This window comes from Roseomonas aeriglobus (assembly GCA_016937575.1).
In the GTDB taxonomy this organism is placed as follows: domain Bacteria; phylum Pseudomonadota; class Alphaproteobacteria; order Sphingomonadales; family Sphingomonadaceae; genus Sphingomonas; species Sphingomonas aerigloba.
Genome location: JAFHKN010000007.1, coordinates 22,108 through 44,531, shown reverse-complemented (window position 1 = coordinate 44,531; position 22,424 = coordinate 22,108). Strand labels below are relative to the sequence as shown.

Annotated in this window: 24 protein-coding genes, 1 pseudogene and 1 other annotated feature; of the genes and pseudogenes, 15 read left to right on the top strand and 10 right to left on the bottom strand. The window is 61.5% G+C overall.

Annotated elements, in window-relative coordinates; genetic code table 11:
* Window positions 1–79: 79 nt before the first annotated feature.
* The 5 genes from JW805_20900 to JW805_20880 all read right to left on the bottom strand — a co-directional run bounded on the left by JW805_20900 (window position 80) and on the right by JW805_20880 (window position 6,048).
* Window positions 80–460: a hypothetical protein gene (locus JW805_20900; GenBank protein ID MBN2974450.1), complete on the bottom strand. Its 381-nt coding sequence runs from the start codon at window positions 458–460 to the stop codon at window positions 80–82.
* Complete coding sequence (locus JW805_20895) at window positions 457–1,629, bottom strand: hypothetical protein (protein MBN2974449.1); 1,173 nt, start codon at window positions 1,627–1,629, stop codon at window positions 457–459. The genes JW805_20900 and JW805_20895 overlap by 4 nt, the downstream gene beginning before the upstream one ends.
* 71 nt (window positions 1,630–1,700) lie before the next feature.
* The gene (locus JW805_20890; GenBank protein ID MBN2974448.1) at window positions 1,701–3,902 is read right to left on the bottom strand and encodes a polysaccharide biosynthesis tyrosine autokinase; all 2,202 of its coding nucleotides are present in this window, start codon (window positions 3,900–3,902) and stop codon (window positions 1,701–1,703) included.
* 11 nt (window positions 3,903–3,913) lie between these two features.
* A complete protein-coding gene (locus tag JW805_20885) occupies window positions 3,914–4,465 on the bottom strand; it encodes a polysaccharide export protein (protein ID MBN2974447.1) in 552 nt (183 codons plus the stop codon).
* 197 nt (window positions 4,466–4,662) lie between these two features.
* A complete protein-coding gene (locus JW805_20880) occupies window positions 4,663–6,048 on the bottom strand; it encodes an O-antigen ligase family protein (GenBank protein MBN2974446.1) in 1,386 nt (461 codons plus the stop codon).
* A gap of 194 nt (window positions 6,049–6,242) precedes the next feature.
* On the opposite strand from JW805_20880, the gene JW805_20875 reads away from it, so the two are divergent.
* The 5 genes and pseudogenes from JW805_20875 to JW805_20855 all read left to right on the top strand — a co-directional run bounded on the left by JW805_20875 (window position 6,243) and on the right by JW805_20855 (window position 11,752).
* Complete coding sequence (locus tag JW805_20875; protein ID MBN2974445.1) at window positions 6,243–7,565, top strand: N-acetyl sugar amidotransferase; 1,323 nt, start codon at window positions 6,243–6,245, stop codon at window positions 7,563–7,565.
* 35 nt (window positions 7,566–7,600) lie between these two features.
* A complete protein-coding gene (gene hisF / locus JW805_20870; GenBank protein MBN2974444.1) occupies window positions 7,601–8,377 on the top strand; it encodes an imidazole glycerol phosphate synthase subunit HisF in 777 nt (258 codons plus the stop codon).
* The gene (gene hisH, locus JW805_20865) at window positions 8,374–9,021 is read left to right on the top strand and encodes an imidazole glycerol phosphate synthase subunit HisH (protein ID MBN2974443.1); all 648 of its coding nucleotides are present in this window, start codon (window positions 8,374–8,376) and stop codon (window positions 9,019–9,021) included. The genes hisF and hisH overlap by 4 nt, the downstream gene beginning before the upstream one ends.
* Before the next feature lie 139 nt (window positions 9,022–9,160).
* Window positions 9,161–10,387 (top strand): annotated as a pseudogene (locus JW805_20860) (IS3 family transposase).
* Window positions 9,441–9,555 (top strand) — a sequence feature (AL1L pseudoknot). It overlaps the preceding pseudogene by 115 nt.
* Window positions 10,388–11,062: 675 nt before the next feature.
* Window positions 11,063–11,752 (top strand): recombinase family protein, encoded by a 690-nt coding sequence (locus JW805_20855; protein ID MBN2974442.1) that lies wholly within the window; start codon window positions 11,063–11,065, stop codon window positions 11,750–11,752.
* Window positions 11,753–12,005: 253 nt separating this feature from the next.
* On the opposite strand, the gene JW805_20850 is transcribed toward JW805_20855, so the two are convergent.
* The 3 genes from JW805_20850 to JW805_20840 form a co-directional block, all read right to left on the bottom strand.
* Complete coding sequence (locus tag JW805_20850; GenBank protein MBN2974441.1) at window positions 12,006–12,299, bottom strand: hypothetical protein; 294 nt, start codon at window positions 12,297–12,299, stop codon at window positions 12,006–12,008.
* Between the two features lie 62 nt (window positions 12,300–12,361).
* Entirely contained in the window at window positions 12,362–12,595 is a 234-nt protein-coding gene (locus tag JW805_20845) for a hypothetical protein (GenBank protein MBN2974440.1), read from the bottom strand.
* Between the two features lie 48 nt (window positions 12,596–12,643).
* Window positions 12,644–12,922 (bottom strand): WGR domain-containing protein, encoded by a 279-nt coding sequence (locus JW805_20840; GenBank protein MBN2974439.1) that lies wholly within the window; start codon window positions 12,920–12,922, stop codon window positions 12,644–12,646.
* A 780-nt stretch (window positions 12,923–13,702) separates the two neighbouring features.
* Between JW805_20840 and JW805_20835 the strand changes: the two genes are divergently transcribed.
* The 4 genes from JW805_20835 to JW805_20820 all read left to right on the top strand — a co-directional run bounded on the left by JW805_20835 (window position 13,703) and on the right by JW805_20820 (window position 16,928).
* Window positions 13,703–15,055: a hypothetical protein gene (locus tag JW805_20835; protein MBN2974438.1), complete on the top strand. Its 1,353-nt coding sequence runs from the start codon at window positions 13,703–13,705 to the stop codon at window positions 15,053–15,055.
* A 181-nt stretch (window positions 15,056–15,236) separates the two neighbouring features.
* The gene (locus JW805_20830; GenBank protein MBN2974437.1) at window positions 15,237–16,130 is read left to right on the top strand and encodes a replication initiator protein A; all 894 of its coding nucleotides are present in this window, start codon (window positions 15,237–15,239) and stop codon (window positions 16,128–16,130) included.
* A 255-nt stretch (window positions 16,131–16,385) separates the two neighbouring features.
* The gene (locus tag JW805_20825) at window positions 16,386–16,778 is read left to right on the top strand and encodes a response regulator (protein ID MBN2974436.1); all 393 of its coding nucleotides are present in this window, start codon (window positions 16,386–16,388) and stop codon (window positions 16,776–16,778) included.
* Between the two features lie 36 nt (window positions 16,779–16,814).
* The gene (locus JW805_20820; protein ID MBN2974435.1) at window positions 16,815–16,928 is read left to right on the top strand and encodes a hypothetical protein; all 114 of its coding nucleotides are present in this window, start codon (window positions 16,815–16,817) and stop codon (window positions 16,926–16,928) included.
* Between the two features lie 7 nt (window positions 16,929–16,935).
* Here the strand turns inward: JW805_20820 and JW805_20815 are convergent, their stop codons facing one another.
* Entirely contained in the window at window positions 16,936–17,421 is a 486-nt protein-coding gene (locus JW805_20815; protein MBN2974434.1) for a transcriptional regulator, read from the bottom strand.
* An 88-nt stretch (window positions 17,422–17,509) separates the two neighbouring features.
* Between JW805_20815 and JW805_20810 the strand changes: the two genes are divergently transcribed.
* Window positions 17,510–18,355: a hypothetical protein gene (locus tag JW805_20810; GenBank protein MBN2974433.1), complete on the top strand. Its 846-nt coding sequence runs from the start codon at window positions 17,510–17,512 to the stop codon at window positions 18,353–18,355.
* 1 nt (window position 18,356) lies between these two features.
* Window positions 18,357–18,890, top strand: a complete 534-nt coding sequence (locus tag JW805_20805; GenBank protein MBN2974432.1) for a hypothetical protein — start codon at window positions 18,357–18,359, stop codon at window positions 18,888–18,890.
* 10 nt (window positions 18,891–18,900) lie between these two features.
* Here the strand turns inward: JW805_20805 and JW805_20800 are convergent, their stop codons facing one another.
* Window positions 18,901–19,725, bottom strand: coding sequence for a hypothetical protein (locus tag JW805_20800; GenBank protein MBN2974431.1), 825 nt, complete (start codon window positions 19,723–19,725; stop codon window positions 18,901–18,903).
* A 444-nt stretch (window positions 19,726–20,169) separates the two neighbouring features.
* Here JW805_20800 and JW805_20795 point away from each other — a divergent pair, with 444 nt between their 5' ends.
* The 4 genes from JW805_20795 (at window position 20,170) to JW805_20780 (ending at window position 22,423) form a co-directional block, all read left to right on the top strand.
* The gene (locus JW805_20795) at window positions 20,170–20,667 is read left to right on the top strand and encodes a hypothetical protein (GenBank protein MBN2974430.1); all 498 of its coding nucleotides are present in this window, start codon (window positions 20,170–20,172) and stop codon (window positions 20,665–20,667) included.
* On the top strand, window positions 20,603–21,208 hold the full coding sequence (locus JW805_20790) for a hypothetical protein (protein ID MBN2974429.1): 606 nt from the start codon (window positions 20,603–20,605) through the stop codon (window positions 21,206–21,208). Before JW805_20795 ends, JW805_20790 begins: the two co-directional genes overlap by 65 nt.
* Before the next feature lie 339 nt (window positions 21,209–21,547).
* Window positions 21,548–21,793, top strand: a complete 246-nt coding sequence (locus tag JW805_20785) for a hypothetical protein (GenBank protein ID MBN2974428.1) — start codon at window positions 21,548–21,550, stop codon at window positions 21,791–21,793.
* A 108-nt stretch (window positions 21,794–21,901) separates the two neighbouring features.
* Window positions 21,902–22,423, top strand: coding sequence for a hypothetical protein (locus JW805_20780; GenBank protein ID MBN2974427.1), 522 nt, complete (start codon window positions 21,902–21,904; stop codon window positions 22,421–22,423).
* Window position 22,424: the final 1 nt, after the last annotated feature.

The following is a 22,424-nucleotide window of genomic DNA, read 5'->3' as shown; positions in this document are numbered from 1 at the left end:
TGGAGTAACGTGTCGGCGCCACATGCCGGGTTCTCAAGCAACATACAAGGCAGCGGTGACGAAACCACCGACCGGCCGGTCAGCGTTGACGCTGTACCTTTTGGCCGGCGATGACGAAAGGTGATGTCGCATTCGCCGTAGGGTCATAGTAACGATCGATGCGGTTTCGGATCCTTGCTTGCACCCGGTTCTGGATACGCCCATTGAGACGCGCCATTGGCGTCACCCGCGCTTCCTCGGCCGCCTGGGTCACGCTTTGTCGCTGGCCGACCCGGTTTGCGCCGAGCTCCGCTGTTTGCCCATCCTGAACGGGTCGTGGGGGCACATCCCGACTGACGATGTCGGTATCGAACTGCGCCTGTCGATTCTGCGCTGCAGCCCAGGTCGGGACGGCCAGCGCCAGGACGGCGGCGCAGGATACCGGTGCACGGCATTTGCAGATAAATGGGTTGGTCTTCATCGCGTGGATCCCGATGGATGCAGCTGGACGCTGAGAATCTTTCCGGTCACGCCGGCCACCGAATTCGATGGTCGGACAACCAGCTTCAGATTTTGGGCTCTGCAATCGCTCGGAATGGTAAAGCTTCCGGCAAATCTGCCACCGTCCTCGGCAGAATTGGGCATATCGATGCGGCCCAACTCACGCCCGGTGTCGCACTGGAGCGCCCAATATGGCCGAGTGTCCGCGGGCTGCTCAAGATCTTCGCTCCTCCCCGTCAGGTCATATCTGCCCGGCGGCAGCAATTGCATCTGCTGGAGGACCGTACCGCCAATCGTTGCCGGAACCGCGAAATCGAAAACCCCATTCTGCTCGCCCGGCTGGATCACGGCCGAAATTCCCGCGTTGTCGATTACTGGTCGCCAATCAAAAGCAGTGGGGCTTTCCAGCGCAGCTGAAAATTCCGGATCCCGCGACATCCGCGGGTCCGTACCGCGGCGGATCGATCGGTAATAATTCCAGGCCGCAGAGAAGCGTTGTTTCCTGATTAGCGCCTCAATTACGTCGGCCCTCGCATCTTGCGGGATCGGCACCTGCACGGCAGACAGATCCTGGAAAAGCTGGGCCGCCGTCATCGGCTCCCCGTTGTTGGCGACATGTTCGACGAAGCTTGTGATCCAGAGCGGCTGTCTCGACAAGGTTTCGACCAGCGCCCGCCGGATTGCCGGATCGTCCATCGCGGTGGTTAGGGTCGGATAGAGCAGTTGCGGCGTGAACCGCGACGTTCGCAACGCGATATCATAGTTTCTCATCGCGCCGGGGATGTCCCCTCGTTCGACGGCGTCCTCGATCATCCACAACTGGGTCACCAGGTCGCGACGGGACAAGCTTTGCGCGTAGGCGAACAATCTGCGGGTCTTGCCAGTATCGCCTTCGACTTGAGCGCGAATGGCTAACGTCGTAACGGCAGGAACTACTGTAGGGTCCGATCGCAATGCCGCCAGTGCGATCTGCCCCGCCCGTGTCTGGGCAGCGGGAGACGCATCGACGCCGAACAATGTGCGGGCGAAGAGCGCCGCCACCTGACCATCCCAAGGTGCCATCACATAGGCACGCTCAGGAGCCTCGTCCTTCAACGTCATAGCCAGCGAATGCGTGACCGAGACAGATCCTACCGCCACCACAGCCAACGCCAGTGATCCTCGCACTATCCATTTCCGGAACGGCCGCGACTGCTCCTCGAACCGATGATAACAAACCATCAACGCTTATTGCCGGACTTGGTGTCGCGTCCGTACCCATATCCATATTCGTAACCATAGCCGTAATGCGCCTTATGGGACTCGAATTTAGTCAGGACACCGCCAAAGATGCGGGCATTAGCGGCGGAAAGGCGACCGAGTGCTGTCCTAACCAGGCTGGACCTTATCCCATGGGACTCGATGGCATAGATCACGCCTTCCACACGGCTCGCAATCAGCGGCGCATCCGCTAGGCCCATCACCGGTGGAGAATCGATCACAACATGATCATAGGTTTCGAGAAGTCGCGAAATAAGCAGCGGCAGTCGTGATCCGGTCAGCAATTCCGCTGCATTTGGCGGAATGGGGCCGGCTGACATCGCTGAGAAGCCGAGGTCATGCATTTCGAAAATGAGCGGTGAAATTGCATCTTGTCCGGCCAGGAAATTGCTCAGGCCATGATCGTGATTAACATCGCCCAAGTGATGGATCGAGGGCGAGCGCATATCGCCATCCACCAAGATGACCTTCCTGTGAGCCCGTGCGAGCATGGTTGAGACGGCTAGGGCAGTCGTCGATTTTCCCTCGGCCGGTCGTGTCGATGTGACCGCCAGCGACCGCGGCACGCCATGCTCGGTCGCGAAAGCGAGGTTGGTCTGGATCGTGAGATAAGCATCCACCAGTTCCGACTTCCGATCCAACAGCGCCTCTTTGGGCGTGACGCCGTCGACCTTCGGAACCGACCCCAGCAACGGTAGCCCAAGTCGCCGCTCAACCTCCTCCGGATCCGCGATTGCCTCGTCGATCTGCTCCAGTACGAACGCCAGCGCACTGCCCAGTGCGATCCCCAGAATGAAAGCGATTGCCAAGTTGAGAATCAGGCGCGGACTAGATGGTTTCTGGGGCGTGTCGGCCGGATCCACGATCGCGATATTGTTGACCCCGACCCCGCCGGCGACACCGATCTCTTTGAAACGCTGTAGCAGGCCATCGTACAAGGTACGGTTGGTATCCACTTCCTGCTGATAGATATTGTACTGGATGCTGCGACGGCGCAGATCCAGGAAACTGGACTTTAGGTTTTCGACCCGTGCCCGCAGAGCCCCTTCGCGTTCCAAGGCTTGGCGATAATCCGTCTGCAGCGATCCTGATACTCGGTTCTCTTCACGACCAATCGATCGATCGAGTTGGTCGATCTGAGACTTGAGCGCGCGCGCCTGGGGGTATTCCGGTTCGAACTGCACCATCAGGCGCTCATAGTCTGCCGAGAGCTCTGCACGGCGCTGACGCAGCGAATTGATGGCTTGGTTGCGCAAGGCTTCGGAGGACGCCCCCGCACGTCCGGCTTCCCTGTAGCGGGCTTCGGCCTGGATCCGGTCTGCGGTCGCTTGCGAAAGCGTGTTGCTTAACGTTGCAAGTTCATCCGCGACGATCGACCGTTCCGATGTCGTGCCGTTGGCGTTTGTCTGCCCCGGCAGGTTGATGATCCTTTGGTTTGTCGCATAGCCGACCAACTGCCGTTGAGATTCATCCAAGCGTTCCTTGGCCTGTGCAAGCTCGCGCTGAAGCAGATTCCGACCGTATGACGTAGCCTGAACCTTTCGCTCCAAATTAATATTAATGAAATTGTCTGCCCACGCATTGGCGACCCGGGCCGAAAAAACTGCATCCGGGCTTGTGAAACTGATCTCGACCAAACGCGAGAGGCGAATCGGAGTGATCTTCAAATGCCTTAAAAGGATTTCGCCAGCGATCCGCTGCCGCCCCGCCCGACCGGAAATTGGGTAGCGACCATTGGCGATTGTTAGATCTGGCTCGCTGTCCGCGACCCCGAAACGCTCGAAGAACGCCCGGTCATCGATCAAACGCAATTGCAGTGCCACCCGTTCGGCGAGCGAGCGAGACTGCAGAAGCCCGTACTGCGTCTGATAGAACTCCTGGTCGGCGATGCTGGTTTCGCGTTCCACGCCCTGAAAGTTCGTAACCTGATTGGCTTCGCGGGAAATCTCGATCTGCGATGTCGCCGTATATTGGGGTGTCATCAACAGCGTGACGATCAGCCCCAGCAACAAGCAGGCCGCCGTGGCTCCCAGAATGACGTACCGCCACCGAGTGACTATACGTAGATACTGTCTGACCAGGGGAAGGCGCTCACCCGGTCCGACCATGGGCGCGCGCCCGTTCGGTATGTCGTCGCGCAGGTTGGGAATGACCATGTTCATTGAAGCAGGCCTTACTGGAGAATAGCGATCAGCGGCGCTGCAAGCAGCGGGGATACCGAGACCAAATCTCGGAAGAGGCGACGTTGCGGCGAATCCCCGACAACTATCACGTCGTTCGCGTAGATGGCGGGATCGTCATAGACCCCCTGACGGATCGCGGCGACGTTGTAGAGGCCCGCCATGCGGCGTCCACCGACAGTCCGCAGGATGATCACGTCGTCTTGGCGGGCGAATTCGCTCAATCCCTTCGCCGACGCGATCACGCGCATCAGCGTCATCTGGTTGGTGACGGGATACAGTCCGGGCTCAACCACCTGGCCGTCGATCGTGACGACCTGACTGACTGAATTCTTGATGTTGATCGTGACCTGCGGGTTGCGAACGAACCGGGCGCGAAGAGCCGCCTCCACAGCGCGGGCCAGTTCCTCGGATGTCTTACCCCTTGCATCGACTGTGCCGGCGAGCGGCATGGCGATACGACCACTAGCGTCTACCTGCATTTCACGGCCCAGGTCCGGGATACCGAACACATCGACCTCGATTGTATCGAGCGGCCCGATCAACGACGGGCGGTCTCCGGCAATCAAATCGTCACGCTCTGGAGGGGGGAGCGCGGCGCTTCCCTCAACGACGGTAAGTCGCTCAGTGGATGATAGCGGCTGCCTTCCCACGCAGCCGGTGAGGACGGTGGCTGCAAAGATTAATATACAAATCGTGCGCATATTCTGCGTGTATCCGACCGATGAGGGAAGTTCGGCGCCTATAATTGCTGGGCGTCAGTGGGTAAAGCAGGTCGCGGATATGACCTTTGCGCCTGGCTCAGCCATGTCGCCGCAATCGTGATGACCGCCATAATCGTCGGCACGCGGGCCGGATAGTCAAACACGCTGGCGATTATCACCAGCAGGATCGTCGTCGATCCAAGCCGGCCCAGGCGGGCATCGGCCCCGCCCCGCCAGACACGGATGGTCGCCACGGCCCACCACCCCATTGCCACCGCCATCAACAGACCGGCTAGAAGCCCGCCGTCGGAGAGCAGTTCGAGGAAATCGTCATGTGCGTGGTTGAAATAGGTCGGCTTCAACAGCTCGAACGGTTCTCGCATCCTGAAAACGGGTTCGAAGCTGCCCATTCCCGATCCTGCTGGAAAATAGGCCCGGACCATCGACCATACATGCGGTAATGCCCGCGCCCGCAGATCTCGTCCGGCATCAAGGGCAAACACACGCTGAATGGAGATGGCACGATCAGCCGATATGCTGATCGTCACCAGAAACCCGACAGAGGTGACGACGGCCACGATCAGCGCGGGAAAGGCCCATCGTGGAGCATGCCGCAGCTGCTGCTTCAGGCTAGACCATGACATCGCCAGCGCGAAGCCGAGGGCGACGGTTCCGAGCAGCAATCCGGCACGGGACCCGGTGGCGAGAAGAGTGAGAGAAAAGAGGAGCACCAGCCCTAGGGCAACCAAAGCCCGCCAGCGACGAGCCCGATGATCTCTAAATGCCCACACCGGCGCAATGGCGCATCCGATCGCAAGCCAGAGCGCGAAGTGATTGCGGTTAGCGAAGATGCCGCCGACGTACCAAGGCGAATCGTTCACGAATGGGTTGTCGAAACCTGCGCCGGAGAATTGCAGCAGACCCAGGATCGTCGAAGCCGCGATCAGCACCAGAAGCAGGCCGGGTATCCAAGATCTTTGCGCCTCGGACATCTGTACCATCAAAATCAAAACGGCGACTGGTACGATCAGTGAGAACAGGGCGTTGAGCGTGTTGCCAGGTACGATCGACCACGGCCGCCATGGCTGCGCCTGGCCGAGGATCGGGTCGATTGTCGTGAACAGGTCGCGTCCGGGCAAATGCTCCCACAATGCCGGTGGAAGCGGCAGCAGTTGCACCAACGGAAGACTAATTATTGCGAGCAGCAGATATCCAACCGGTTGGACGTCCGAAAATGATGGCCTGTCCCCTCTTACGACTGTCAACGCGATGACGGTCCATCCGCCGAACCGAACGATGGCCTGCCCCATCACATCAGCACGGGATGCTCCTCCCGCCACCCAAAGGATGCAAAGGAAGATTGCCAACATCGTGAAAGAAGGATCTGGGCGATATTTGTCAGGCAGATTGGGAAAACGACGCATCAATGGTAGCTTAGGTCATTTCGCCATCGAGCGGAACCGCGTTTTTCCTATCCATCAGCCCCGGGCAAGGATCGCAATCATCGATCCATGTGGCCATCGCATCCCATGTCCGGCGCTGCGGTACGCGCCGAAATTGACAATCCGGCACACCTTGGCCACTAGCGTGGCAAGGCAATCAAAAAGAAAGATCAAAGATGACCTACGCGGACCCGCGGAAGGAAGCGATAGATTTAGGGCGTTATGGTCCGAACGTGGCGCCGACCGAAACCAAGTACGGTCTTCCCCCCCACGTCGCTTTCTGCCGGAAATGCGTCATCTCGAACCAGCGACCGAATTCCGCGGTCGAGTACAGGCATACCACAGAAAGCAAGAAATCCGTCATTGCCTTCGATGATCAGGGTGTCTGCGATGCGTGCCGCAACGCCGAACGAAAGCACGAAGTGATCGATTGGGATCGTCGCCGTGCGGAACTGAGTGCGCTGTGCGATAAATACCGGTCACGCAACGGATCCTATGACTGCCTGGTCCCGGGTTCGGGCGGTAAGGATTCCTTCTACCAGTCCTGGATGCTCAAATATGAGTTTGGAATGAATCCGCTCACCTGCACTTGGGCACCGCATATTTACACCGACTGGGGTTGGCGCAATTTCAACCGCTGGATCCACGCCGGGTTCGATAATTACCTCCTGACCCCCAACGGTCGGGTGAAGCGATTGATGACACGGCTTGCGGTCGAGAACCTGTTCCATCCGTTCCAGCCTTTTATCATCGGACAAAAAGGTTTTGCGCCAGGGTTCGCCGCGAAGATGGGCATTCCGCTAATCTTCTACGGTGAGAACGAAGCCGAATATGGCAATCCGATCGCCGATAACGAAAGCGCCAAGCGCGATTACGACTATTTTTCCATGGCATCGGATGAAGAAACTTATCTGGGCGGTGTCTCGGTCGCCGACCTGATCGACCGCTTCGGCGTTCGCAAATCTGACCTTGCTGCCTATATGCCGTCCGATCCGCGTGAACTTGAGCAAGAGGGTGTAGAAGTCCACTATCTAGGCTATTATCTCAAATGGCACCCGCAGGCCGCCTACTATTTTGCTGTGGAGAACGGCGGCTTCGAAGCATCGCCCGAGCGGACGCCTGGCACCTATTCGAAATATAATTCGATCGACGATCGGATCGACGACCTGCACTATTATACGACCCATGTGAAATTTGGCATTGGTCGGACCAGCTACGATGCGGCTCAGGAAATTCGTTCAGGCGACATCGAACGTGAAGAAGGCGTTGCCTTGGTCCGCCGCTACGATGGCGAGTTTCCGGAGCGTTTTGCCGAGGAACTCTTCGAATATTTGAGCCTGCCGCCGGCGATGTTTCCTGAGGCCGCAAGCCAGTTCGAGGATCCAATCATGGATCGCGCGTATTTCGATGCACTCGCCAACAGGTTCCGTTCGCCTCACTTGTGGGCGTTTGACGATGGTGTCTGGCGTCTTCGCCATACCGTCTTCGACCAGAACTAAAACTTCAGGCCCAAGCCTCACGAGTAGCCAATGCCATGAACCGACGTTTGATCGCTCGTCTTGACGTGAAGATGAAGCACCTTATCAAGGGCGTCCATCTCGAGGGATGGCGCAAGATGGGGGACCCAAAAGAGCGGGCCGAGCAATATTACCTTCAAGGCGCGGACGAATTGCTCTACATGGACGTAGTGGCCAGCCTTTACGGCCGTAACAATTTGTACGACATGGTACGAGAAGTCGCTGCGGAGGTCTTCATTCCGATTACCGTTGGTGGCGGAATCCGGACGCTAGAAGCTGTACGAGCTATGCTCGCCGTCGGTGCCGACAAGGTAGCGATCAACACCGCGGCGACGCTCGACCCTAGCATCATCACCGCGATTGCCGATACCTACGGCTCGCAGGCTACGGTGCTGTCGATCGAAGCAAAGAGGCTGCCGAACGGCGGGTGGGAGGCGATGACCGAGAACGGCCGCAACCATTCTGGGCGCGATGTCGTCGCTTGGGCGGCCGAGGGCCAAAAGTTGGGCGCCGGTGAAATCCTTTTGACGTCGATTGATCAAGACGGCACGGGTCGGGGCATGGATGTAGCGTTGATCAGCGAAGTAGCGCGTGAAGTCGACATTCCTGTAATCGCGTCAGGAGGGGTCGGTGATCGACGTCATGTCGTCGATGTTTTGCGAAATCCGGACGTTAGTGCCGTCGCGATCGCGCGTGACCTTCACAACAATCGCGCGACTTTGTCTGATTATCGTCAGGCATGTTTGGATGCCAGCATCCCGACTCGCCAATCGGTGCAGGAGTTCGTCGCATGACTGGCCGGACCGTAGTAGTCGATTACGGGATCGGCAACGTATTTTCCGTCTGCAATGCGTTGCGCGCGATTGGCGGCGACACCGTCTTGACCAGCGATCCGAACGCGATACGCAAGGCCGATAGAGTGTTGCTTCCCGGTGTCGGCGCTTTCGCGCGCGCAATGGATGCGCTTCAGGCGGGCGGCATTGCGGATGCGTTGCGGGATTTCGTCGCTACCGAACGACCGTTCATGGGCATATGCATCGGCATGCAGGTGCTGATGGAACGATCAACCGAATTTGGCGATCACCCCGGGTTGGGCTTCGTCGCGGGTGAAGTTCGACGTGTCGAGGAATCTGGCCCCACGGGTATGACCCGCCGCGTTCCTCACATCGGCTGGGCAGGTCTTCGCTACAGCAACGAAGACGAGGCGTGGAATGATACGCCGCTTTCTAAATTGTCCCCGGAGAGCGACTCAGTTTATTTTGTTCACTCTTATCACTGTAATCCAACTAACCGCGATGAACTTCTTGCTACAACGGACTATGATGGCATAGAGATAACTGCGGCTATTCATCGAGATAATATCTTCGGCGTACAATTTCATCCTGAAAGAAGTGGTGAGGTAGGCCACAAGGTTTTAGGCGCCTTCTTGGAAATCTAATTAATTTGAATGATAGAATTTGACGGATAACGCGCCGATGCTCTGCTAGGGTAAAAATCAGATAATCGACCAGAAGATGACGGCGGTGAACCGTGCCGGGTTTATCGGAGGCTCCAACTCCTGAGAAGGTGGAGCCTGTATGAGCAAGACGACGAACAAGTTTGCGCCTGAGGTCCGCGAGCGGGCGGTACGGATGGTGCTGGACACGAGCGCGATCACCCATCGCGATGGGCGGCGGTGGTTTCCATTGCGGAGAAGATCGGGTGCGTGCCGCAGACGCTGCATGAGTGGGTGAAGAAGGCTGAGGTGAACAGCGGCAGGCGCGCTGGCGTTCCGACCGAGGTTGCTGACAAGATGAAGGCGTTGGAGCGCGAAGTCCGTGAGTTGCGCCAAGCCAACGAGATCCTGCGCAAGGCGTCCGCGTATTTTGTCCAGCGGAGCTCGACCGCCCGTTCCGGTGATGCTCGCCTTTATCGATGATCACCGCGATGTCTATGGGTCGAGCCGATCTGCCGCGTCTTGTCGATCGCCCCATCGACGTATTTCGAGCATGTCGCGCAACGACGAAATCCAATGCGCCTGTCGGCGCGGGCGCAGCGGGATCAAGTTCTCAAGCCCGAAGTGGCTCGCGGGTTCGCCAAGAACTTCGCGGTCTACGGCGTCCGCAAGGTCTGGCGGCAGATGATGCGCGAGGGCTTCCCGGTCGCCCGCTGCACCATCGAGCGGCTGATGCGCGATATGGGTCTACAGGGTGTGATCCGGGGCAAGCGGGTTCGCACGACGATGAGTGACAAGGCAGCGCCGTGCCCGCTGGATCACGTCAACCGCAGGTTCTACGCGCCAGCGCCGAACATGCTCTGGGTGTCGGATTTCACCTACGTCGCGAGCCTTAAGCGGGCTTCGTCTACGTCGCCTTCGTCATAGGCACTTACGCCCGGCGGATCGTGGGGTGGCGGGCGAGCAGAACGGCGCATGCCAGCTTCGTCCTCAATGCCCTGGAGCAGGCTCTCCATGATCGCCGGCCGGCCCATCGGGGCGGCCTCATCCATCAAGCGACCGCGGGTCGCAATACGTGTCCATCAAATACACCGAGCGCCTCGCCGAAGCCGGGATAGAGCCATCGGTCGACAGCGTCGGCGACAGCTACGACAGCGCTTTGGCCGAAACGATCGACGGTCTCTACAAGGCCGAGGTGTTTCACAGGCGTGGACCGTGGCGCAGCTTTGAAGCCGTCGAATATGCCACGCTCGAATGGGTCGACTGGTTCAATCATCGCCGGCTGCTGGAGCCCATCGGCAACATCCCGCCTGCCGAAGCCGAAGAGCGATATTATGCTGCCACGGACATCATCGATATGGCAGCGTGAATCACAAACCATGGCCTCCAACAAATCCGGGGCGGTTCAACCGCACGTCGGTGCGGTACATCGCGCACAAGCCAAATCAGGAGCCGCTGCAGCTGCAGCTGCAGCTGCGCATCCACGATCTGGCATCAGCCCGGGGGCGCTATAGCTATTTCCGGATTTAGAGCGGTTTCCGACCGATCTGCATCATCGTGATTGTGTCAGGAAGGCTGCTGGCGAAGAGCGGCGCGAAGCAGGGGCTGATCTGCCCCTGCAAGCGTCGCGACAACGTCCAGCGGCCTTCCTGACGCAACCCCTTCGGCGCGGGCCGATTTAGCCCCATGGCGGCGTCCCTCGTCCGTCACGGGGGCACAGCCCCGCTCCCTCCTCACTCCCATCCACGAACCAAAATCGGCTTCGTCGCGATGGTGCAGATCGGTCGGAAACCGCTCTAGGGCGGCGAACCGCGAGCGCCAACCTGCGACCTCGGCACCCAAGGAGATATGGTCGATGGACTTTGTCTCAGATCGCTGCTCGAGAGACGGTGCTTGCGGGCGCTGGCAGTGGTCGACGCATTCATCCACGAGAGGCGAGCAATCTATGTCGGGCCCACCTAGCTAATTTACCTCTTTCTGTTTGGCCAGGCCAACAAACATCGCGCCTTGCTACTCCGAGCCACCGGCGCTACCATCGGCTCCGATGGGTATACCCGAAAGCGCCACCCCTGCCCCGCCTCCGGTCCGCGCCGCTCGCGTGTATCTGCGCGTCAGTACCGACGAGCAGGACCTCGCCCGCCAGGAAGCGATTGTCGCGAATGCGCGATGTGCGGGTTTCTATGTGGCGGCCGTCTACCGCGAGAAGGCGTCAGGTGCGCGGCCGGATCGGCCCGAGCTGTTGCGGATGATCGACGATCTGCAGGCGGGCGAGGTCGTGATCGCCGAGAAGATCGACCGCATCAGCCGCTTGCCGCTGCCCGAGGCCGAACGTCTCGTCGCCGCGATCCGGGAGAAGGGCGCGCGGCTTGCAGTGGCGGGAATCGTCGACCTGACCGATTTGGTCGCCGACAGTAGCGGTGTCGCGCGGATCGTCTTGCAGGCGGTCCAGGACATGCTGCTGCGCGTGGCGCTTCAGACCGCCCGCGATGAATATGAGACGCGGCGCGAACGCCAGCGTGAAGGGATCGCAATCGCACGGAGTGCCGGGCGCTATATCGGGCGCAAAGCCGACGTCGCGCAGCACCGTCGGATCATCGCGCTGCGCGAGGCGGGGATGAGCATCGCGCGGACCGCCGAGCTCGCCGGGTGCAGTATCGCCCAGGTCAAGCGGGTGACGGCGGCGCATCGGCGGCGCTCGGCTCCGGAGACTGCGGTCGGGACGGAACAGGGGTAAGCACGATCTGGCGGGCAGTCGGGTTTGAAGCAGTTGCTCCGGCGGGGGGCGGGAGCGGTGAACCGCGACGGGTTGCCACTGCCAAGGCTCCAGCTTTCGTCGGAGCACAGCCGGTCACCGTGGATCGTGGAGCACCTGTGTGTGCGAGTGCCAATCGCAATGTGCCGCAGCTATACGTGTCTTCGTGTCGACACCTAGACGCGCGGTCGGATGTGAAAGTCGAGGTCTTCGACGACGAAGATCCGTCCGCGCCTCACCCCCCGCTCGAACACGTCTCGCTGTATTCGCCGCCGGCGGAGTGGACCCACATCCGTGCGGTCCACTGGGTGAGGCCGCTGGTGCGGATCGTCGAGCGCAGCAGCACGCCCCCTGCCCCGCCTGCGCGGTTCGTGCCCGATTGCACCGTCCGGGTCGTTCCGCCGGCGCCCTTGCTGTCGACCTCTAGGTCGGAGCGCGCATCGTCGGCCGCACCGGGCACGACCAGTTCGACACCGTCCGGACTTTCCTGCACCGTGAGATGGACGGGTTTGGGGGTATCGCTGGCCATCAACGGAGATCCTGCAAGGCAGCGACAGCTGCGGCGTAGAAAAGACGGCGCACGTCATCTTCCTAGAACTTCGGTGACATCGACTGCACGGCCTCGACGATCTGACTCACCACATCGCTGGTCGCGGCCGCCGCCGGATCGGGGGTCGCGGGCTTGGTCGGCTCGACCGGGGCGCCCAGGCTGATCGCGGCGAGCGCCTGGGTGTCGAGCGCGTTCGGATCGATCTCGTGGCCCGCGACCCGCTGGGCGGCGGCGCGGACGCTGCGTGTTTCGGCGCGTTCCTGGTCGAGCAGCACCTAACCGGCTGTTTGCAACACGCAGCGTGTTCTCAACGCGGGCCGTCCTCAGGGACGTGCCGATGGTCGAGCAACATACCCCACGCCCAGGCGCCGTTCGGCACTCCGCCGGCGCGCAAGCAACGTACGGATATGACGCAGCGCCGCCCGTTCGTCGGCAAATCTGCGCACCAGATGCTGCCCGCGCTGACCAATGCGACCCCAGTCGGTCTCCACTACCACGTCGTCGAACAGGTCGTGCCCGGCGACCAGCGACCAGCGGCGATGGATGTTACGGGCCGCATCGATCGCAACGAGCTCGATCGGGGCAAGAGGCAGCGTGTCCATGGCAACGGTCTACGCGCGCGCGGAATCCCTGTCTTACGACTTGTCTGAATCAGTCAGGCAGTCGTGATTTCAAGTGTCGATCAGTATGCAGGTTGTCATGTCGACATATAACAAGAGACTAGCGCGGCTGTAGAGGGACCGCACCCCTTTCTGCATTTACAGGTCGTTTGCCGGCGTCGGAGCGAGATCGCGCACTGCGACCGCAGGCGCAGCCGTCGCGGTTGGATCGTTGCGACACATGCCGTTCAGCCGTGTCGATACGTCTAACTATCGAAATTAGAAGGCTTAGCGGGGGGCCTGCCGGCGCGGAAAGATACGGTAACTGAAAGCACGAGATTCGCCAGATCTTGATGGCGAGAGGCGCGCCACCACCGTTCGGCTCGTGCTTTCGGTTACCCTATGTCCGACGTCGGGCACCGATGGCCTTCAAACGACCACAGGGAAACTGAAAGCACGAGGATTTCCCGCACACGGTAACGGAAAGCACGTGTCACGAAGCGCGACTCTGGGCGCATCCGCCGCCTACGCTGCCGGCGCCGCTTAAACCGGGACAGGCCCGGTGGAGGCCGCCTCGCTGCCGACCGGCTGTGGGAAACCATGAACAGGGGATGCCGTGCATAAAGGAAAAGCCCGACACCAGGCCGGGCTTTTCAGGACTCTCGATAGAGGCCGTGTAGCAACGATCCTCTAGCCGAAATCCAGTCACGCAGCAAGCAAAGCGCCGCGTTTCGCGCCACGGATGTTTGCGTCCGCACGGAATCCCCAGGGGGATTTTGCCGAATGATGACTTACGCCTATGCACCGGGGGCCGGCCACCGCCGGCTCGACGAACGATCGGCTGCGACCGATCAGCTTGCCCGCGGCTTTGCCGGCTTGCCGCAGGACGTGACGCATCGTCAGGTCCTCACCATGTTCAAACGCGCGGCGCCGTATCTGGGCATCCCCCCGCGCCTCGTCCATGCGATCGACACGCTGATGAGCTGGTCCCGCGCGGTCGATTGGCTGGAGGGGCAGCGGCCGATCGTCTTCCCGTCGAATGAGACGCTCGCCGGCAAGCTCGGCATCGGTGTGCGGCAGCTACAGAAGATGCTGACCAGCGCGACACGGTATGGGCTTATCACCCACCGCGACAGCGCCAACGGAAACCGGATCGGCGCGCGCGGCAAGGACGGGCGGCTGATCTATGCCTACGGCATCGATCTCAGCCCGCTCGGCGCGCGCTACGAGGAGTTTGTCCGAACGGCGAGCGAGGGCAGCGCCGCTGACGGTCGGATCGACGTCCTGCGCAAGCGGCTGACGGCGGCGCGGCGGCGCATCCGCAGCCTCGCCCAGCTGGTCGAAGACGAGCACATCAGCGGGATCGACGCGGAAACCGTCGTCGAGATCGCGCAGATGGCGACCCGGCAGATGCGGATGGTCCGGGACGAGGAGCTGCTGGGCGCCTGCGTGGAGCAAATCGAGGAGCGGGCCGAGACGCTGGGACGCACGGTCGCCGATGCGTTGGAGGCCTGTAATGGGCAACAATGTGAGAGGAAAAGGTCACCCTCGGACGACTCTGAGGACACCCTCTTTACAACTACAAACCAACCCATAACTGCTAAAGCAGATTACAGTAGCTGCTTTCCGAAAAAGAGTAGTGGGGCCGGATACGACGTCCGGGACGAGGAACCTCAGACCGAGGTCGAAGCTGATCTGGCACGCTACGGCGTCGATCCGGACTTCGTCGCCGCGGTGACGCCCGAGTTCATCCTGTCCGATATCGAGCGACCGACCTGGGGCACGCTCATCGCTACGGCCGAGCGGATCGTCGATCAGACCTCGATCCAGCGGAATGTCTGGCAGGAAGCCTGCCGGCTGATGGGGCAGAAGGGGGCGGCCGCTTCGGTGCTGGCGACGGCGCACAAGCATCTGCGCGGCGACGTCGATCGCCCCGGCGCCTATCTGCGAGGCATGAACAAGCACGCTGCTGCCGGCTTGCTCAACCTCGGTCGGACGTTCCACGGCCTGAAGGAGAATGGCAGGACCGAGGGCATGCGCTCGCTTGCTGCTGGTGCGGAACCGCGTGCCATCGGCCAGATCGCGGCGGCCGCATTGCGGTTGGCCCGGGGTGGCGGATCGGGCCGGTTGCTGTGAGCGGAGATAGGGTAACTGAAAGCACGAACCTGCCGTCCAGCGTCGATGCCACCGGGAAGGGAAGCGGCGCTGATTTTTACAAAACCGGTCGATCCTCGTGCTTTCAGTTACCCTATGTGGCGATACGGATGCCAAGCCGGCCAGACCTGCTATGATAGCGAAGGTTGATAGTGGAGCGATGATGGCGAAGTCCCCTGCCCAGTCCCGGCGCATTTCGCTGTTCGACATGGACAGCCCGCTGCACGGCAAGGTCCGTGGCGAACGTAGCATCATGGACTTTCCGTTCTTCTCGCTGTCGAAGAACGCGCATCTCGAACCAATCGAATATCACCATGATGGCGTGACGATCCAGATCCGGCCGAGCGCGACGGGTGTCGCGACGATGTGGGACAAGGAAATCCTGCTCTACGTCGCATCCTTGGTCGCCCAAGCGATCGCCGAGGGGCAGGATGCTGACGCGGAAGTGACGTTTGCCGCGCACGATTTCTTCCGCATCACCGGTGTCCAGCGTCCGTCGACCCGTGATTATCGGCGGTTCGCCGAGGCGCTCGAACGACTCCAGGGCACGCAGATCAAGACCAATATCGAAACCGGCTCGAAGATCGATCGCGGATGGTTTTCGTGGCTGTCGGAAGCCCAGGTTGAATATGAGAAGATGGCGAACGGTGACGAGCTGCTCCGCTACGTCCGCGTGCGCCCGTGCAACTGGCTCTACCGCGCGATCAAGCGCGATCAGCGCATCTACCATTATCACCACGATTATTTCCGGCTGAGCGCGATCGAGCGGCGGATGTACGAGATCGCTCATTGCTACTGCGAAAACGGGCCGATTGAGATCACGCTGGGGGATCTTCACCGCAAGATCGGGTCGATGGGACCGGTGAAGCGGCTGAAGCAGCTGGTAAAGGCCATCGAGAGCGAGAACCGCCTGCCCGAATACGACGTCGACCTGCTCGAAACCGTGAGTGGCGAGCACACCGACACGATCGGCCGTCGGCGCAAGTCGGTGACGACGACCGTCCGGCTGCGCCCGCGGCAACGTGCGGTTGCAGCGCCGCTACAGGCGGTAGCGTAGGCCCCCTGCTCTCTCAATCTGCTCGTCGCCGCAACGGCGCGTGCGTCGTCTGAGCAACACCGCGCTATCCTGACGAGTATCAAACAGATAGCGGGCGCATCGCTTGGGTACGCTTCCTGACGCTTGTCGATCGCCACCGCATTGCGCCATTGGTGGTACGCTTTCCCGACATGTCGACACGTATGACTGTGGCTGCGCTGAAATTGTTCTGCCCCTGATGGGAGGGCTCGGAATGACCGACGCCCATCCGTCTTCATGGTCGACGACGACCGCGACCTGGGCGCGAGCGTTGCGCGGCTGCTCCGGCGGCAAGGCTTCGCGGCTGAGCCCTTCCTTAACTCTGCAGTGCTCATTGATGTGTACAAGGCCGGCATGGTGCAGTGCATCGTCACCGACGTGATGATGGGCGACATCGACGCCTTCGTCGACCGCCTCGGCGCGCTCGGTCCCGCAGTCGCGATCATCTTCATAACCGCTTGGCCGACGACGCGAATGCGGTGGATTCGGTGCTCCGCTACGGCGGGCTCGACTATCTCGAAAAGACGATTGACGAAGCCTGTCTGCTCGCCGCGGTTGAAGGCTCCGCCTGGAGCCGCACCCGCCGCGCCATCGCCGCCGCCCTGCCACCCTTACCCCGCGCGACGCTAAGTGTTCGATCTGCTGGTCTAGGGGCACCCGAATAAGGTGGTCGCCGACCGATTGGGGCTGTCGCTGAAAACGATCGAGGACCACCGCGCCGCGATGATTGCGAAAACGGGAACGAGTGGGCTGGCGCAGCTAATCGCGTTGGCAGGGTAGTGGCAAATTAGTTGCCATCGAGCCATAGGTTTACAGAGGCGTAGAGTGCCTGTTCATCCTTGAAATCGAAGTACAGAGCCAGACTGTCGTCGTCAAAAAAAGCATCCCAGCCACCTCTTGGAACGTAATTTCCTTTTTCCAACCGTCTGATGCGGGAAACGGTTAATCCCGTCTTTTCCGCGCATTCGGCCACGGTCCAGCGATGTTGAAGGCGGAGTTCGCGTAGTGCCGCGCCATGGGTGCGTGTCGGTGCAGCGGGAGGTTGCCTGAGGGGAACGTCAAGCGCTGTTTCGAGCTTGGCCAGCGTCAGATCCTTGGGAACGAAGCCCGCCTCGATGCGCGCTATGGTTCGCGACGCAAGGCCGGTGCGATCTGCCAGTTGTGCCTGCGTCAGTCCCCGTGCGTCGCGCGCGGATCGGACGGCCTTGCAGACTTCGGGAACTGAGCGACTTGCCGAAGTGCAACAAATTTTAGTCTTTTTTTCGATTGGCATATGACATTTTTGTCATATCTGCCTTGCGACGGCTATCGCTACTTTATCCCAATCTCACATTTTGAAGTCAAAATGGGGGAGATACGTGATGAAGAAGAAAGAATGCGCCGGAGCGGCGATTAACGATAACCGCGCATCAGACGAACGCCTCGACCAATATTACACTCACCCGGATGTGGCCGCATATTTCTATGCGATCTTCCGCGAGCACTTCGATCCCGCCGTATTCCTGCTCGTCGAACCCAGTGGCGGAACCGGGTCTTTCCTCAAGGTGATGCCTGTCGGCAGCGTCAGCTATGATGTCGAACCGAAATATCCGGGCATCCAGACGGCGGACTTTCTGACCGTGCGCATCGACAGCGACCGTCCCGTCGCAATCATCGGCAATCCGCCCTTTGGTCGGAACGCCAGCATGGCGGTTCGCTTCTTCGAGCATGCCGCCGCCCAAGCGCGTGTCATCGCATTCATCCTGCCGCGATCGTTTCGCAAGGCATCGATCGAAAACCGCCTGCACCGCTACTTTCACCTGATCCGCGAGGAACCGGTGCCGCACGACGCCTTCCTGTTCCGGGGGAAACCGTTCAACGTGCCAGCGCTTTTTCAGGTCTGGGAATGGCGCTCCTACCCCCGGCCGGTGCGTCCCGACATCACGTGGCATCCTGATTTCGAATTCGTGACGCCGGATTTGGCCGATTTCGTGATCCGAAGAGTTGGCGCTCTAGCCGGGCGCTTGCATCACGACTTCACTGCAAGCGATTCGTCCAATTATTTCATTCGCGGCGATGTCGAACACTTCATGGCGCAGATCGACTTCCGCACCGTTGCAGCTGACGTCGCAGGAATTCCTAGCTTGGCGAAAGCTGAGATCGTCGAACTGTATCATGCTCTGCGCTATCCGCTGCGGGCGGCCGGTTCGTCGGGGACGGGGATCTGAGATGGACTCGGAGATCACCGCTCTCGCTGCTGTGCTCGAACAGGCCGTGGCCGACTATGTCGCCCGGCGCGACGATGTTCTCGACACGGTCGTGCTCCTGCGCGTCAATCGCTTGATCGAGCAATGCCGCCGGCATCTGGGCGGACTGACGCTCAAGAGCACCTATAACGGCGACCGCATCCGTACGCTCGAAAAGCTGGTCGCCGATCTGCGGGCGGAACTCGCACCGCTGGTCGAGCAGGTGCTGGTCAAGCGCACGCAGCTTGCCTTCGCCGAGCAGGAGCTGGCGGATTATCGCCGCACCGAGGCCATCGTGCAGGCGGAACGCGACGTCCGTCAGGCGACCGGCATGTATGCAGAAGCCGCCGGGTTCGCCGATCTGCTGTTCAGCGATCACCAGATCGATCGTGGGGATTTCGCGGCACTCGACCCGAGCGATATCAAGGCGATTGCGGCGATCATCGATGCCCGAGCCGCACCGAAGCGTACGCGCGCCGCTTCTGCCGCCGCAGTGGCGAAGGCGCGCAAGCGTTAGCGCGTCGTCGTCACCACGGCCTGAAGTCGTCGTCGTCCGGATCGGGCGACTTTGCTTCGTCCCGTGACGGTGCCGGCCAAACCAGCTCCGACAGGATGTGGTCGATATCATAGGGGCCGTCCCACTCGCGGTCCGCGACCTGCCGGTCCGCCGCCGCTTCGTGGGTAAGGCACACATCGCGGACGGCCCGCTTCAGCTGGCGACGAAACCCGGCATCGTCGCGCAGCTTGAACAGCACCTTCAGGATGCTCTGGGTATCGCGCTCGCGATCGCCTGTCTTGGCTTCGTCGCCGACGTTTTCGGCAATCGCGCGCAACAGCGTCCAGGCCGGACCCATCGCGAAGACCGGCGCGATCGCGCGCCGCATCGCGGTCAGCAATAGCGTGACCGCATAGAGCCGTTCACCATGTTCCGCTTCTGCCAGACGCGCCTCTTCATCGGCACGCTGGCGCTCCAGCTCGGTGATCTGGCGATCGATCCGGGCGATCCGCCCTGCGCGGCCGGCGATGAAGTCGCTCTGCCGCTTCAGGAACCGCGACGGCTCCATCGTGCCCTTGGCATGGACCCGGCCATAGTCGTTCCCCTTGGGCGCACCTGTCCGCGGTGGCGGTTTCAGCCGGTCGGCGACCGGACCGAACTGGTCGCTCGCCGGCAAGGCGACGTTGGCGCCGGCGGCGACATCCTCCCACAAGCGGCGATCGATTTTGTGCGGCACGAGCTGATCGATCATCAGCCGTGCCAGCGCCTCGAAATCGCCCGCGACTGTCGGCATCTCCGCCAGACGCTTCCGCAACTCGGCCAGACCATCCTGGTCTTCGTCATTCTCACCGGGCATCGTGTCCTCCTCCCCTCACGCGGCAGCCACGACAAACTCGGCCTTCTGACGGTCTGCGCATGGGCTCGTCCGAAGGACCGGATGTCGTTCCGGGAAGCGCGGATGGCAAGCTTCGTACCATCCACGACATATCCGGTATCAGGGACGCGGGTTCGTGCTTCGCAGCCACGACAGATCGTGGTCCCAAACCGCCCGCGAAGGAAAGGCGCAATACCGCAAAAGTGGGGCGCCACTTTTGCTTTGGCGGCGCGTGGGCGCGCGTGATGCCGGCAGGCCCGCATCAGGTCCTCCCCCGCACTGTCGATACGGGTCCGGAAGGCACCGGCGGCACACGAGCCCCGCCATGACAAAGTGGAAGATGAGGAACGGCGGAATGCTCCGCCAGGAAGGGTGAAAGACCGGATGGGCGGACGACATCGTCGACCCTTCGGAAGGACTTAAATCTTGCCTGCAGCCCTGCACTACCAACCCACGCCCGATCTGCGCCTGCGCGATCGCGCGCTCGATATTCTGGTGGCCGCTACCACCCATGCCGCATTGGGCGGCGCCATTCGCCTGACCGACGGCTGCCGCCGCCGGGACTGGCTGGTCTTCGGCAGCACATTGCCGGACCAGGCGGTCCCGGTCGATCTTGAGCGAACCGCCCATGATCTGCGCTGCGACCTGATCGTCGCCGACATTTCCGCAAACGGCGTGCCCATCGGCTTGCGCGCCGGGATGCGGCTGTGGGGGCGGATGGTGTGGCATGCGCCGCTACGGTTGTGGCGCGACGATCTGGGCGGACGGTGCTGCCTGGTGCCGTGGGCCGGGGACCGGCATCTCTGGCTGGAAACCGGCCAGATCGTCGTGCACGAGGGCGCGCCGTGGCGCGATGCCGGTGATCGCGATCTGGGCTTCGCGCGTGCCGACGCTGCCGTCCGCCGCCTCCTGCGGGCGCGGTAAGGCGATGGCCGACTATACGCCCGAAACGGGTCCGAAACTCGCGGTTGATTTCACCCACGGCATGATCCGGCGCGAGCACCGCGGCGTCGTCACCACTGCCGGTCAGGCCATCGTCCGGCGCCTGTCGCCGCATGGGTCGATCGAGCCCGGCTGCTTCGACCATGAAGTACTTTTGCCCGCATCGGCGCCCGACGAGCTGCGCAAGCTGCACCGCCTGGTCGTTACCTATGAGGAGCAGCAGCTTCCTGGGCAGCGCGATCTGCTCGGGATCGCGACGGTGCGATTCCATCACGGCGAGCGTTTCCATGTGCAATGGGAATGCGCACGCAGCTGGGCCCGCACCAGCTTCAACGCCCGCGGATTGGCCGTCGTGCTGGTTCAGCATGTCCCCGCCCTGTCGGCGCGGGCACACAAGCCGCACGTCCACGCCCTCTATTTTCCTCGCGTCCTTCACGGTTGTTTCGGGGCGTTCGTGACGTTGGATCGCGCGACACTTGCGGCTGAATGGGCGGCACATCTCGCTCATAATTGCAATGGATGACAGCTGTCATGCATGCTAATCCTAAGCTATGAATGCTTATACGTCGCAGCAGTGGGCTGACCTGAAGGCGCTATGCGTCGAGGCCGCGATAGACATCGTCGTCAACCAAGGGTGGGCGATGCTGAGTGTCCGAAACGTCGGCGCCAACGTCGGGCGTACGGGGACGGCGATCCAGCGGATTTTCCCTAATATTGCGCTGAAGCAGGCGGTCATCGAGGCGGCGTTCGACGAACTCCTGACCGCCCTTTTGCCGTATGCCGAAGCTGCCCCCCGCCTCCCGCTGATATCCATCGGACCATTCTCGCCTATCTGCGTCGCGAGCACAGTGTGCCGGCGCTGGTGCTGCAAGTCTTGGCGCAGTTCGGTGCCAGCGGAGGAAGCGATGGCCTGGCGATCGCACAGTCGGTCGCCAACGCGCGGGCTGCGGCCATCGCGCAACTGGATCGCTTCCTGAAATCTGTCCGGGGCATGGGACGTTACGACGCCCAGCGCCTGATGCGCTGGTATGTCGCCACATGCTGCCTGATGGCGACCGACAGCGCGAGCGATACCGAGTTGCTGGAGATGGCCGGACCGGCTTCGTGACAGCTGTCACGAACCGAGCGGGATGGAGATTGGAACGCCGGGCGGTTCTCCCGGCAAGGACAGGAAAGTCCGACCGCTGGAGGCCGCGCTCCAGCCCAAGGATCCACAATGTCTTCGTTGATCGACTATCTCGACCTCACCGCACCGATCGTCCATGCGATGCTCAGCCTGCTCCCGCACTGCCCGCCACCGGTCACCCTATCGCCAGCGCCGGACCTGCCGGCAGGGTGTCTGCATCTGCCTGCGGCTCGCCTGGTCATCGCCGGCACCGATGGCGCCCCGAGCCTGGCGTGGGCGGAGGCGGAAGCTGTCGGCCGCGCGCTTGCGAGCGACGTGGTGCTCGTCAGCGATTGTGACCAGGCGGTCCGCTACGACGTGCTGTTCGTTGAGGCGGACAGAATCGAGATCGTGTCCGATCTGCGGTTCTGGTCCCTCCCCGATCGCATGCCGGCGTTTGTCCCGTCACGGGGCGAAGGTCCGGCGGTCGTGCTGGGGCGGACGTCGCTGATCCCGGTGGAAACGATGCCGTTCCACGATCCGGCCGACCGCAACGCCGGCATCGCGCGCGGGATGGTCGGCAAACGGTTGACGCTCGCCGGACCGGGGAAAGGTGAGAAGGGAGACGGGTGAG

Excerpts from the sequence above, each read along its gene's own strand:
- JW805_20805 (MBN2974432.1), top strand. The coding sequence starts at position 18,357 with ATGGACTCGGAGATCACCGCTCTCGCTGCTGTGCTCGAACAGGCCGTG.
- JW805_20840 (MBN2974439.1), bottom strand. The coding sequence starts at position 12,922 with ATGGACACGCTGCCTCTTGCCCCGATCGAGCTCGTTGCGATCGATGCG.
- JW805_20815 (MBN2974434.1), bottom strand. The coding sequence starts at position 17,421 with ATGCCAATCGAAAAAAAGACTAAAATTTGTTGCACTTCGGCAAGTCGC.
- JW805_20875 (MBN2974445.1), top strand. The coding sequence starts at position 6,243 with ATGACCTACGCGGACCCGCGGAAGGAAGCGATAGATTTAGGGCGTTAT.
- JW805_20830 (MBN2974437.1), top strand. The coding sequence starts at position 15,237 with ATGGCGAAGTCCCCTGCCCAGTCCCGGCGCATTTCGCTGTTCGACATG.
- JW805_20810 (MBN2974433.1), top strand. The coding sequence starts at position 17,510 with ATGAAGAAGAAAGAATGCGCCGGAGCGGCGATTAACGATAACCGCGCA.
- hisF (MBN2974444.1), top strand. The coding sequence starts at position 7,601 with ATGAACCGACGTTTGATCGCTCGTCTTGACGTGAAGATGAAGCACCTT.
- JW805_20800 (MBN2974431.1), bottom strand. The coding sequence starts at position 19,725 with ATGCCCGGTGAGAATGACGAAGACCAGGATGGTCTGGCCGAGTTGCGG.
- JW805_20850 (MBN2974441.1), bottom strand. The coding sequence starts at position 12,299 with ATGGCCAGCGATACCCCCAAACCCGTCCATCTCACGGTGCAGGAAAGT.
- JW805_20900 (MBN2974450.1), bottom strand. The coding sequence starts at position 460 with ATGAAGACCAACCCATTTATCTGCAAATGCCGTGCACCGGTATCCTGC.
- JW805_20855 (MBN2974442.1), top strand. The coding sequence starts at position 11,063 with ATGGGTATACCCGAAAGCGCCACCCCTGCCCCGCCTCCGGTCCGCGCC.
- JW805_20890 (MBN2974448.1), bottom strand. The coding sequence starts at position 3,902 with ATGAACATGGTCATTCCCAACCTGCGCGACGACATACCGAACGGGCGC.
- JW805_20825 (MBN2974436.1), top strand. The coding sequence starts at position 16,386 with ATGGTCGACGACGACCGCGACCTGGGCGCGAGCGTTGCGCGGCTGCTC.
- JW805_20780 (MBN2974427.1), top strand. The coding sequence starts at position 21,902 with ATGTCTTCGTTGATCGACTATCTCGACCTCACCGCACCGATCGTCCAT.
- JW805_20880 (MBN2974446.1), bottom strand. The coding sequence starts at position 6,048 with ATGCGTCGTTTTCCCAATCTGCCTGACAAATATCGCCCAGATCCTTCT.
- JW805_20835 (MBN2974438.1), top strand. The coding sequence starts at position 13,703 with ATGATGACTTACGCCTATGCACCGGGGGCCGGCCACCGCCGGCTCGAC.
- hisH (MBN2974443.1), top strand. The coding sequence starts at position 8,374 with ATGACTGGCCGGACCGTAGTAGTCGATTACGGGATCGGCAACGTATTT.